Annotated in this window: 10 protein-coding genes; 5 read left to right on the top strand and 5 right to left on the bottom strand. The window is 46.6% G+C overall.

Annotated elements, in window-relative coordinates; genetic code table 11:
* Positions 1-460: 460 nt before the first annotated feature.
* Positions 461-1,303, bottom strand: coding sequence for a hypothetical protein (locus ABYP33_RS14920; protein WP_373091957.1), 843 nt, complete (start codon positions 1,301-1,303; stop codon positions 461-463).
* A 686-nt stretch (positions 1,304-1,989) separates the two neighbouring features.
* Positions 1,990-3,456, bottom strand: a complete 1,467-nt coding sequence (locus tag ABYP33_RS14915; RefSeq protein ID WP_373091956.1) for an NAD-dependent succinate-semialdehyde dehydrogenase — start codon at positions 3,454-3,456, stop codon at positions 1,990-1,992.
* Between the two features lie 279 nt (positions 3,457-3,735).
* On the opposite strand from ABYP33_RS14915, the gene ABYP33_RS14910 reads away from it, so the two are divergent.
* Together ABYP33_RS14910 and ABYP33_RS14905 are read left to right on the top strand one after the other, a co-directional pair.
* Entirely contained in the window at positions 3,736-5,424 is a 1,689-nt protein-coding gene (locus ABYP33_RS14910) for a serine/threonine protein kinase (protein ID WP_373091955.1), read from the top strand.
* A gap of 98 nt (positions 5,425-5,522) precedes the next feature.
* Entirely contained in the window at positions 5,523-8,237 is a 2,715-nt protein-coding gene (locus tag ABYP33_RS14905; RefSeq protein WP_373091954.1) for a TonB-dependent receptor domain-containing protein, read from the top strand.
* 45 nt (positions 8,238-8,282) lie between these two features.
* Here the strand turns inward: ABYP33_RS14905 and ABYP33_RS14900 are convergent, their stop codons facing one another.
* Positions 8,283-9,425, bottom strand: coding sequence for a tetratricopeptide repeat protein (locus ABYP33_RS14900; protein ID WP_373091953.1), 1,143 nt, complete (start codon positions 9,423-9,425; stop codon positions 8,283-8,285).
* A 230-nt stretch (positions 9,426-9,655) separates the two neighbouring features.
* On the opposite strand from ABYP33_RS14900, the gene ABYP33_RS14895 reads away from it, so the two are divergent.
* Both ABYP33_RS14895 and ABYP33_RS14890 read left to right on the top strand, forming a co-directional pair.
* A complete protein-coding gene (locus ABYP33_RS14895) occupies positions 9,656-10,093 on the top strand; it encodes an OsmC family protein (RefSeq protein WP_373091952.1) in 438 nt (145 codons plus the stop codon).
* A gap of 38 nt (positions 10,094-10,131) precedes the next feature.
* Positions 10,132-10,479 carry a hypothetical protein gene (locus ABYP33_RS14890; RefSeq protein WP_373091951.1) on the top strand — a complete coding sequence of 116 codons (348 nt, stop codon included), beginning with the start codon at positions 10,132-10,134 and terminating at the stop codon, positions 10,477-10,479.
* Positions 10,480-10,808: 329 nt separating this feature from the next.
* Here the strand turns inward: ABYP33_RS14890 and ABYP33_RS14885 are convergent, their stop codons facing one another.
* Positions 10,809-10,955, bottom strand: a complete 147-nt coding sequence (locus ABYP33_RS14885) for a hypothetical protein (protein ID WP_373091950.1) — start codon at positions 10,953-10,955, stop codon at positions 10,809-10,811.
* Positions 10,956-11,117: 162 nt separating this feature from the next.
* Entirely contained in the window at positions 11,118-11,408 is a 291-nt protein-coding gene (locus ABYP33_RS14880; protein ID WP_373091949.1) for a hypothetical protein, read from the bottom strand.
* A gap of 404 nt (positions 11,409-11,812) precedes the next feature.
* Here ABYP33_RS14880 and ABYP33_RS14875 point away from each other — a divergent pair.
* On the top strand, positions 11,813-11,989 hold a 177-nt coding region (locus tag ABYP33_RS14875; protein WP_373091958.1), incomplete at its 3' end, for a helix-turn-helix domain-containing protein.

Raw genomic sequence — 11,989 nt, 5'->3', positions numbered from 1 at the left:
CTGCATATACAGCTCCTCTTGTCGTTGGGTGATATGTAATCCCGGCACGCTGTTCTCCAAGGGAAAATCAAAGTACCGAACGTTACACCCAACCGGCCAAGATAGTTGTCGTCAACCGGTCATCCTAATTGTCGCCGAACAGCCTGTACCGCAGGTGCGGCGGAGGTGCGATGTAGCGAAGCGGAAGCGTCCCAAAGGGATTGCGAGCACTGCTCGCAACACAAAGTAGGTCATCAGCACACGCCATGCTCAGTTAAGAGTCGCAGTCCGCCCTAAGCCTTTTTAAAGCCCACAGACTCCAACAGCGCCACGCTAGACGGGAGACGGTGAACGCAAAAGATTAAGTCACAACCAAAACCAAAACCAAAACACCGGTTCTCAGTCTTATAAGGCAGCTACAAAAAAGCCTCAGCAGGAATATCTACTGGGGCTTTTTGCTATGTATGGGATTTTAAACTAATTACACCGACGCGAAGATCCATGTTTGCCCGGTTTCTCCTTTTGGCAGCCCGACAAGAGTACCGCCCATATCTGTGAGGTAGGATTCAGCCTCTGCGGGGCCTCCGCTACCGTCTCCGCCGATGCTCCAGATATGGGTTCCGTCCGTCTGCCAACGTTTGTTCATGCCGTTCCAGCCTTTCTCTGTGTAGGCACCAATCATCCCAGTCCTACCTCCTTCTTGTCTGCCAGAGCGAAATACATTGTCGTAAAGCATAGCGGTGTCCAGCAACTCCGCTTTGGACTCACCACTCCACTGAGGAGGTACTGCCAGCCCCTCGATCACTGAGCAGACAGTGTCGTCCCAAGAATACGCGTAGGGACGGGCATTTAACAACCGTGGCAACCAGGCTTCGTCGGGTTCACTCCACGACTCTGGAACCGGCATCCGGAGAAGGAGATGATAGATGTCGGACGCGAATTCGTGCCATTGAACTGAACTCCCTGTCCATGAGCTGGGGATCAAGTATTCGATTTCGGCTAGTTCGAGACTCCGAGTACGCGCGGGAATAGTAGTGATGCCAATGGCAGATTTGCCGATGTTCTGCTTCACGTCAACAGCAACACTGATCAGCACAGCATAGACAGTACCCGATGAGTTCTTGCTCGCATCGTAATACCATGCAGCCTCGAGGTGGGTCGCTGAGTCACCCATTGCAAGTCTGGGTTTATCAGTGACTTTATCTATGTAGGTGTTACCAAGCTGATAATCCCTGTACTCCGTGGTTTTGCCTAGAATCGCTTGGATACTGCGGCCGGTGTCTGCGTTGGTGATGGTGAAGTTTCCCTGTGGAAATCCTGACATGTCCATGCCCTCTAAATAATTAGTGTATTTGTACTCCGTCGCGCTAAGTCCAGTTTGGAATCATAGGATTGGATTATTGCGATCCTTGCTCAATTACAGCGATCCAATGAAAATACACTCGACGCTAAAAAAATACATCAATAACAGAAAAGTTTACAGCTCTTTAGTGAGCGTCCATTAGGCCCGCTTTCCTATCCTATTTTAAGAAAGTAGTCTTGGTGTCCACCTAATACTAAGTGGACACTAACGATGGAGAATCAAGGATTACTTCCCGCACCAGCCAGACCACCGCGCCGCAAATATTCATTCCTGTTTTAGGAGCAATTGAGGTCGCGAGCAAAATTGCCGCATCTCCTCCCGAAGCGATTGCTTACCTAAAGCACTTGCTTCGGTCATGAGGCAGGCTCAGCACTGCTTTCAACACAAAGTAGGTCATCTGCAACCCGGCACGATTAATTAAGAACCGCAGACTGCCGTAAGCCTTTTTACAGCCCGCAATACCCTCCGACAGCTTTACGCTTGACGGGAGACGCAAAAGATAAGGTCAAAACCAAAACGCAGCCTTCCGCGTCACTGACAAAAAAGCCCCAGCAGGAAACCCTGTTGGGGCTTTATGTTTTTAGCGTTTACCGTCTCCCGTTAAGCATCTCCCGAGCACTGTGCGTTCACCGTCTCCCGCGTTAAGGTCAAATCCCGCCGAGGCACATATACTTAATTTCCATATAGTCCTCAATGCCGTACTTCGAGCCTTCCCGGCCAAAGCCCGACTCTTTAATACCGCCGAAGGGAGCCATCTCGTTAGAGATCAAGCCTTCGTTAATACCGACTATGCCGTATTCTAGGGCTTCGCCAAAACGCCATACCCGGCTGATGTCGCTGGTGTAGAAATAGGAGGCAAGACCAAATTCAGTGTTGTTGGCTGATGCAAGTACTTCTTCTTCGGTGTCGAAAATGGAAATGGCAGCGACAGGGCCGAATATTTCATCGCGGCTAATTTGCATATCCTTGGTCACGCCGCTAATTAGGGTTGGGGGGTAGAAGTGGGTGTCTATATCTCCGGCGTTAGTATTCACCTCTGCCTGATATAACACTGTCGCACCTTTGGTGATGGCGTCGTCTACGAGTGACGTTACCTTGGCGACTGCCTTGGTCGTTATAAGCGGGCCGATGTTAACGTCGGTGCGGCTGCCATTACCGGTATGAAGGCCCTTCATCGCCGTGCTGAGCTTTTCGGCAAAGGCCTCGTGTATGTCACGTTGTACGTAGATGCGATTGGTGCAAACACAGGTTTGCCCAGCATTGCGAAATTTGGAGCTCATTAAGCCCTTTATCGCTAAATCTAGATTCGCATCGTTGAACACAATAAAAGGCGCGTCGCCCCCCAGCTCCATAGAGGTCTTTTTAACCGTGCTAGCGCATTGTTCTAGTAATGTTTTTCCTACCTGAGTCGAACCTGTAAAACTTAATTTGCTGACCAAGGGACTGCTAGTTATTACTTTGCCGATGGTGGGTGCGCTGCTGCTACAAACTATATTAAAGACGCCCGCAGGGATTCCCGCTTGTTCGGCAAGAACGGCCAATGCGATTGCAGATAAAGGGGTTTCATGTGCGGGTTTGGCGACAAAGGTGCATCCGGCCGCGAGTGCCGGAGCCGCTTTGCGGGCAAGCATGGCATTGGGGAAGTTCCAGGGGGTTATAGACGCGACAACACCAATAGGCTGCTTAATAACAAATAAACGCTGGCTGCTGTTGGGCGGTGCGATAATATCGCCATAGACGCGCTTTGCTTCTTCGGCAAACCATTCGATATAGCTGGCGCCATAGACAATTTCACCCCTGGCCTCAGCCAAGGGTTTACCTTGTTCGGTTGTTAATATCAGCGCTAGGTCGTCTTGATTTTCCATGATGAGATCAAACCAGCGACGTAATAATTTAGCGCGTTCTTTCACGGTTAGCGCTGCCCACGCAGGTTTGGCGGCGTAGGCCGCAGCAATCGCTCGCTCGGCATCCTGATCATTTAAATCGGCGACATTCAGTATGGTTTCGCCGGTTGCAGGGTTTTGAACGGCAAAAGTTTTAAGGTCCTTACCCTGCTGCCAAATACCAGCAATATAAGATTCGCCTCTAAGAAGATTGGGATTGCGAAGTTGCATAACCAATACCTATTTATGTCGATTGAAGATCTATTGCACATCCTACTGCCAGCTAGCGCGGTATTCAATGTAGATGCGGGATAGGCAGTACCGCGGACTATATGTGCGTAATAATATTTAGCTACATTAAAATCTGGAATTGTCCGCTTTATATTGAACTTTTGATTTGTCATATAACTGAAATGCCCTATTCATATATCTGTCACCAAATCTCCCTAAGATGTGGTTCATTAATACATTCCTAGAAAACCTTAGAGTCTGTTCCGGAGATTAGTTCTTATGAAAAAGCTTTTTGCATTGACCACAATGGCTACGGCTATTGGCTTAGTTGGCTGCGGTGGCGGTGGTGATATTAATATAAATGCGCAAAACAATAGCACTACTACCAATCCTGGTGGCGGTTCTTCCACTACTAATAAATGTGCGAGCTATAGTAGTGCTGCAGGTTCAACGCGCCAAGGTTCAATTGATGGTGTGAACTGCATATACGGCCCTGATTTCGTAAGTCTAAATAATCCAATTGATATTGGCCCTACTGCTCCGGTTGTATTTACAAAATTGGCAAACGGCGGTGTTCATGTATTTCGTGACAGTTTGGTTATTGGTAGAAATTATAGCAGTGACGCTGAGTTGGCTGCGGCCGGTATCGTAAAAGGTGGTGATGGTTCAATTATTCAGATTGAAGCGGGTACAACTTTAGCGTTTCAGTCCTCTGATGATTATATGGTCATTAACCGCGGCTCTCAGATTTTTGCCGAAGGCACTGCCTCTGAGCCAATTACAATTACATCAGTATCTGATGCCGTTCAGGGTACTGTGGGCCCTGAAGATGTTCAAGCTTGGGGTGGGATGATTATCAATGGCTTCGGGCTTACCAATAAGTGTGCCTATACGGGTAGCCCTGCAACAAATGATTTGGCAACAGCCGGCTCAGGTTGCCATGTTGCTGCAGAAGGCAAGGCGGGGGCAGGCCAGACGCATTACGGCGGTGCTAATAATGCAGATAATTCAGGCGTACTGAAATACTTCATAGTGAAGCATACCGGTGCTCAGGTTGAGGAAGGTAATGAGTTAAATGGTATTTCATTCGACGCGGTTGGTTCAGCCACAAAGGTAGATTATTTACAGGCGTACTCCACGTATGATGATGGTGTTGAAATGTTCGGTGGCGCGGTGAACATAAGTCACTATATTGCGATGTATGTTCGCGATGACTCCATAGACATCGACGAAGGCTACAGTGGTACCTTTGACTACGCTCTGGTAATCCAGTCTGAAAAAGATGGTAACCATTGTGTTGAGTCAGACGGTATCGGGAGTTACAGCAGTAAGGACCAAGCCACAATTGATGACTTTGTTGCTCGCGGTCTGAATTCTCGGGCTACCATTAAGAACATGACCTGCATTATGTCTTCTAACGACGGCCCTGCTAGTACGGCGGCGGGATTGGGGACTCACGACCCCGGTGCAGGTATGAGAATTCGTGAAGCTCATTTCCCAGTGATTCAAAACGCATTAATTACTTCCGCTTACCAGGGTGATGTATTAACTGGTGATGATGACTACAACTACTGTGTTCGAATCGAAAGTGCTGAGGGTCTTAAGGCAGCTGCTGACGGAATACTAAAAATTGAAGGATCAATTATTGCTTGCTCAGACCTCACCAAAGGTGATCCATTGCCAGGTGGTAAGACACAGTTAGCGTTCTTGAACGAGAGTAGTCAGGCCTTCCACACCTTGGAGTCGGGTGAAGACCCAACCGCAGCGAGTAACGCGAATCTAGATATTCTCGACAGTTTCTACTCTCTGCCCGTATCGAGCATGAAAGTCGGCGGAGCAGCCCCCATCGTTGTGCCAGTCGGTGGCCGAGCATTCTTTGGCGCAGTTGTTAAAGATGACGACTGGACAGCAGGTTGGGCGTACGGGATTGATCCAGCTAATCGCGGTCAGGATTTGTGGTTCGATTAATCTGCGCTACAGATTTAGCTTAAGCCGTAAAACAGAGGGCGCCTTACGGCGCCCTTTCTGTTCACACTCGATAAATTTATGCACGTGGGTCTTTTCTCATGACAAAGAATGTAAGTAAAAATTGTATGCTGCCGGCATTTACACTTAGCGCACTGAGCCTCGCGATAGGTGCAGAGGCTCAAGAGGCTGGATCAGATGGCTTTGCCCTAAATAAACCGATAGAGGAAGTCGTGGTTGTTGGGCGGCTTAAGAGTAGCGCAGAGAATGTGGTAATCGAGCGCCTAGAGCAGGAGGTCGCAATTGATTTCCTGAGCTCTGAAGCAATTGGAAGAGTTGGCGACTCCACCGTTGCTGCCGCATTACGACGTGTTCCAGGTGTTACTTTGGTAGACGATAAATATGTATTTGTGCGAGGCCTCGGTGAGCGGTACTCCAGTACACTACTAAATGGTGCAGTGGTACCTTCGCCAGATTTGTCACGTAGCGTAATTCCTCTGGATATTTTTCCGACCTCTATTGTTGATTCTCTTGCTGTGCAAAAGGTGCATTCTGCAGATATGCCAGCTGCATTTGGTGGCGGTAGTGTGGATATCCGAACTAAGGGCATTCCAAGCGATTTGGTTTTTAATATTGAAATTGGCTCTGGCTTAAATACTGAGTCAGATGGGGATTTTCTAAGCTATCAAGGGGGCGACGATGACGCTTGGGGGGAGGATGACGGTACCCGAGCATTGTCGTCGGCGCTTAGCAATGCGTTATATAAATATGCGGGCAGTTTTGATCGTAACGATATTTTAAGTGAAATGCGTAAAACCAATCCAAATGCTACGATTGGGGATGCCGAAGCTGTCAACAGACAGTTGGCGACTGAGCTTTATCGGCGGATTGATGTTTATGAGGTTAGTGGAGATCATGATTTTTCTGCAGAAGCCAATCTAGGAAATCGCTTTTACCTCGGCGACGAAGAGGAAACTGAAATTGGGTTTTTAGCAGGTATAGCCTATGATTCCCAATGGCGGAGTAAAAAAACTACTAGCCGTTCAGTAACAGAAGCTGAGGAAGTAGAACTTAAAAACGAAACCACCCAGAACGTATCTTTAACAGCAAATTTGGGCTTTGGCTTACGATTAAACGAAGATCACTATATTGAAACAACGAGTTTGTTTCTGCGAAATACAGATGACAAGGTGTCTATTACAGATCAATATGATCTAGATAAGCGGTTTTCCGTAGGCACAGACTCAGATCGTGTTTTTAAATTGCGCTATGAACAGCGAGAATTGGAAATACATCAAATTCGCGGCGAACATAAATTTGGCGAGGCTAGCCAATCACTTATTGCAAGCAAAGCATTTAGTATTATAGATGGTCTAAGTTTTGATTGGTTTTACTCTGATAGTGAATCTACCACCGAAATTCCAAATGAAGTGGCTGTACAAACAAATCATAAATTTAGCCCAGAGGCCGTTACGACCGTTGTTCGAGATAGCTCTTCAGCTGATTACCGTTTTACCGACTTAGATGATCAGGTAGAGAGTTACGGTTGGGAAGTTAAAATGCCCATTACAACGCGCAATTGGGCGATAGAGATGTCTGGTGGTAGTGAGTATTGGCAAAAAGTGCGTACTTATCGCCAAATACAGTTTGGTTTAGGCAGTGTTGATGCACCAAATAGTGCCCTTACAGGACCGTTGTCTGTGGTGTTTAGTGATCAAAATCTCCTAAATCCAAACCTTGGGTATCAAATTGCTGTCGCGGGTAGTAACTCAGAAAGCTACATCGCTGCGAATCGCGTTGATGCGTATTATGGTAAATTTGATGTAACTTGGCAGGATACTTGGCGTGTTGTAGCGGGTTTGCGCTACGAAGATTATCAGCAAGTCGGATTAACTTGGGACCCATTGGACTATGCTGGTAGCCCAATTTTAAGCTCTGAATCGGGTGGTCAAGGGGCCATAGTAAAAGAACTTCAAGACGCCGTATTTACAAATGATGATGTCTTTAAGTCTTTGGCGGCTACCTATATGTTGCCCGGCTTTTTTGCAGAAGACTTTCAATTGCGATTTGGTTATAGCGAAACTACGGTAAGACCTGATTTACGCGAGATATCAAAAGCCAGTTATTTCGATCCGATAACCGGTGCTTTGGTCTTTGGTAACCCAGACGTAATACCCGCTCAATTTAAAAATTACGACGTGCGTGCCGAATGGTTCTTTAGTAATGGCGATAATTTAACTGCATCGTTATTTTATAAAGACATTGCTGATCCAATTGAACAATTTCAGGCTGCGGCGGGCGACACTAATACTGCGGTGGAAATTATCAATGCTGAAAGTGCGACAATAAGCGGCGTTGAATTCGAGTTTATGAAAGACTTTGGCGACCTTTCTGATCGTTTAATACCTTTCTTTTTACAGGGTAATTTGACCTTGCTCGACACTGAGTTAGTTGCAGGCTCAAAGGCCGATGCGCCGACGAATCCCAAACGGGATCTGGTTGGAGCGTCGAAATATGCGGCTAACTTGATCTTGGGTTATGACGCGCCAAGTGAATTACATTCAGCCACTTTGTCGTACAATGTTTTTGGCGAGCGCTTATACTTTGCAGGCCGAAACGGAGAGCCTGACGCTTACGAACAGCCGTTCAATTCATTGGATGCTACCTATTCATACTATCCAACCGAAGCGATTATCGTAAAGTTAAAGCTGAAAAATATACTTGATGAAAGCCTAGAAATTGAACGAAATGGTGTTGTCACTTTCTCTGAGGATGTAGGTCAAACTTTTAGTGCTAGTGTGCAATATCAATTCTAGTGTGAATTAAACATAAAAGGCGTTTATTGACGCCTTTTTTAGTTTCTACAGGGTGGAATTTTTCTTGTATCGTGCTGATTTTTCAGAAAAATCTTCAGCAAGTTCGGTTCTGCCTAGGCGATAATAGATAATAGACGCAAAATGGTAAAAGCGATACTCATCCTTTTGTAATGATATTGCATGGCGAATGGCGCTTAGCGCGGCAGTAAATTCACCTTTTTCATATTCTGCTTTAGCGCGGCTGTAGTGCCAAAATGGGTTCTGCTTACGAAAATTGAGTGCAATTTTGTCAAGCTCCTTAGCGTTTTCAGTGTCCCCTTGCTCTTGGTAAAGACGGCTTAAATTACTAATCGCGACTTGGTCGTTAATGTTTAAGGTAAGTGCTTGTCTGTAGGCAGTTTCGGCGTTTGATACCCGCCCAAGTCGTCTAAATAGGGTGCCTAAATTTCCCCAAATATGACCAGCTTGGGGGTCTAAATAGAGCGCTCGGCGAAAATAACGCATTGCCTCGTCATTGTTACCTTGATTGAGATACTCTGCCCCTCGGTTGTTGTAGTGCTGGGCGGCGGCTTCTTGTTCGCTGAGCCGGTGTTGGGGGTAGTGGTATTCGTAATTATCGACGCTAAGATCAACGATTTCCTGTCCGTCTTCGCCAAAATCGACGACAACGTTAATGTGTTTGTAAAACACCATACTGTTGTCGCTGATCATATCCCAGCTAGGTGGGATCGTTACTTCGTTATAGTAAGCGTTAAGATTAGCCTCTCGCGCCAAGGCAATGAATAAGGAACTCAAAGACAGGCAGTTGCCCTTGCGCGCATAAAAGGTCTCAGTTGCGTTTAATGTGATCCCAGGGTCGTATGATAGGCCGAGCTGTGAGGGGCGAATCATGGCGTCTAAAAGATAGCTTAAGCGGGCGCGTGGGCTTAAGGCGGCCGGTACATTTTCTTCGACGAAATAGCGCATGTCGGCGTCAATAGCGAGAATGTTTTCCTCCGGAGAAAAAGCGGATTTTACGCTGATTGGGTTTATTTCATCGTTTAATAAGTTTGCAACTGCATTTGCTGGCGGCGGGTCGATTTGTACCGACGGCTGGCTTTGTTTGCTCGCACAGCCTGGTGCAAGGCTGCCTAGGCCGCTAATGAAAATGGCGAGGGCAATAGCTGAGCTGGGGGATTTTATTTTCATAAAATACATCACATTTGTTTATTATTCCGCGTTACAAGCGTAATTTACCACGATGGGTCAGTAAATACTGCGAGCTGTATCGTTTATTAATTTTCTGCAGGCATTGGTAAGTTGCCGATTCAGCGCCGGGGCTTCAATAAGCACACTGTTATTTTGACCTTGTATTTATGGCAACGTATTTTTCGGACTTGTCTATTAAAGCTAATTTGTTATGTCGCTGGGGTTAAATCATGCATGCATTACCACATCAATACTCGGTAACCGTAAACGGGCATCCGCAGGGACCCTTAAACGTTTTTGCAGATCATTTACCCGCATTAGCGGTTAATGCGCCAAGCCAATTCGATGGCCCGGGTGATAAATGGTCGCCTGAGGAGTTGCTCATGGCGGCTGCGGCGAATTGTTTTGTTCTGTCATTTCGAACGGTGGCGGCGTTGGCTAAGTTAGACTGGCTATCTATTGAGTGTCACAGTAACGGTGAGTTAGATAAAATCGAGCGCAATATGTTGTTTACTAAGATAACGATTTCCGTGACGTTGCTTGTTGCGGATGCCGCGAGCAGATCAAAAGCGGAAACCCTGCTTCGTAAGGCGGAGAAAATATGTATTGTGAGTAATTCCCTGTCGGCAAGAAAGTACTTAAAAATTAATGTGTTAAGTAAATATTAGACAGGGGTAAGTTTTATATGACGGCGCTAGGACGGTATTTGGCAAAGATTAAAAATGGAAAAATAGTATTGTGGTGCTACTTGATTTGGTATTTGACTACGGTCTATTTTTATTTTGATCCCGCCCCTAAAATTTGGATAAATGCGCTGGGTATCAGCGCGATTATTGGCTTCGGTTTAATGCTAAGTGTTGATGCTAGCGGTAGTCGATGGCAAACAGCTCGTTTGTTTATGATGCCATTTGCTGTGTCGAGTTTTTCTGCACTTATTAAAGGGCAGGGTTTCTTGTTTGTTTTTTCGCCAGTATTAAACGAGCTGTTATTAGGCGTTACGCTATGCGGGATTTTGGTGGTGTTGGTGCTTTATTTTAGGCATAGGTATTTATGATCTTTTCATCGCTATTGGTTTTCTAAATGAATTTAATTGTCATTGAATAATAACATAAGATTTCTTTAACCTGTGCTTGTGCCAGTTGGAGCTTGCATTAACGCGGCGTAGAGCGCGAGCACGCCGCTGACCTGGGCGCCTCGAGGTGAAATGGCGATAAACAGCAAAGTACGTTTTTTCCTGAGTCGATGCCTTCGCCGAAAAATAACGCCGAGTTCCAAGCATTCGCTGCCTCAGTTCCATGTTTGCGCATTGTGATTTTGAGTCCGCCGGTGGTGGCGCAGGTACAGAAGTAAGATGAATAATTTTGTGGATCAATAATGCGTCGACTACGCAAATGATCGCTGGGCCGTGGTGTTCGCGGTATCGAGTAAATCGCTACACTTGATCAATTCGTCGCGACTATTCGCTAAATTGGTGCGAAGGTCCTTAGCTTCAAGCAGCTCGATAACTGCTTGGTTGATAATACAGCTCATACTGCAATCTCCTTAGTGGCCTTGTGATATGGCGGGCTCATCAAATCTTAGCGGTTGTGAGTGTGGCGCTGGCGGCGTATCGCTTAGCTGTTCGTTGTGGCTTGCGGGGCACTATATAGAAGGTTATTTGAGTTCAGTATTTTGATGATTATGAATTGAATATTAGGGTGTAGGCATGACTTCTAGTGTGGCAATTTCGCTATGGCTATGATGTAGTTCAAGGCCAAAGCGGCCTGAGTGATCCGCGCTAAAGACAAGTGTGGCAGACTCATCGGCGGTGAGTTGAAATTTTAGGTCATAGCCGTGGAGGTGTAATTCGTCTGCGTGATCGGTGGTGACCTTAAGTTCGATCGCGCTGCCTTGCGGAACTTCGATGCGTCGGGGGCCAGAAGTCAGTGCGCCGCCTTTAATATTCAGCTCAAACTTTAGTGATGGTTGCTGTGCTGCTTGCACAATTGGGTCCGTGTCGTGCGGGGCAGAAAGTGCATATAGACCGCGGTGTGGCGCTGGGGCCGGTTTTAATGCAATAAACAGTGCGGTTAAGGCCGCGGCAGAAACCAGGATAAAAATTATTGGGCGGAAGTTCATGACTACCTCTATGCTAATTACCGGTGAAGGATATTGAGTAATGGTAAGCGTAAATTACGATTTAGTGAGTTTTGGGGTGAGGTTTCAATCTTGTCACTTGAGCCCTATATAGCTTGCTAAGTAAGTACCAAATTACCTTGCGCTACGTTGGCTTCTGACGTACCACTGGATTGGTTCGACCCCACTTTTGTCAGTATGATGGCGCATAACGGAGGCGTGTACTATGCAATACGTTGCCAGTAAGCGTCAAAAAGTGAGTGTAATTACAAATGCAGAGCAAAGAAACGAAATCAGTATTCGGCCGCTTTTTAAAGTTTTGGCGAGGCGTACATGGCATGAGCCAAGAGACGCTGGCCGGACGCTTAGGCAGTTCACCGAGGCATATTAGTAGAATGGAGAACGGTAGTAGCCGTGCCAGTGAAGCGATGGTGCTTGATATTGCACGG

Origin of the sequence: Zhongshania sp. (assembly GCF_041584495.1) — a bacterium.
In the GTDB taxonomy this organism is placed as follows: Bacteria; Pseudomonadota; Gammaproteobacteria; order Pseudomonadales; family Spongiibacteraceae; genus Spongiibacter.
The sequence above is the reverse complement of the archived record's forward strand: the minus strand, read 5'-3'. Positions and strand labels throughout refer to the sequence as shown.

Bases quoted from the DNA above. Each gene is read 5' to 3' on its own strand.
- ABYP33_RS14920 (WP_373091957.1), bottom strand. From the start codon at position 1,303: ATGTCAGGATTTCCACAGGGAAACTTCACCATCACCAACGCAGACACC.
- ABYP33_RS14915 (WP_373091956.1), bottom strand. From the start codon at position 3,456: ATGCAACTTCGCAATCCCAATCTTCTTAGAGGCGAATCTTATATTGCT.
- ABYP33_RS14910 (WP_373091955.1), top strand. From the start codon at position 3,736: ATGAAAAAGCTTTTTGCATTGACCACAATGGCTACGGCTATTGGCTTA.
- ABYP33_RS14905 (WP_373091954.1), top strand. From the start codon at position 5,523: ATGACAAAGAATGTAAGTAAAAATTGTATGCTGCCGGCATTTACACTT.
- ABYP33_RS14900 (WP_373091953.1), bottom strand. From the start codon at position 9,425: ATGAAAATAAAATCCCCCAGCTCAGCTATTGCCCTCGCCATTTTCATT.
- ABYP33_RS14895 (WP_373091952.1), top strand. From the start codon at position 9,656: ATGCATGCATTACCACATCAATACTCGGTAACCGTAAACGGGCATCCG.
- ABYP33_RS14885 (WP_373091950.1), bottom strand. From the start codon at position 10,955: ATGAGCTGTATTATCAACCAAGCAGTTATCGAGCTGCTTGAAGCTAAG.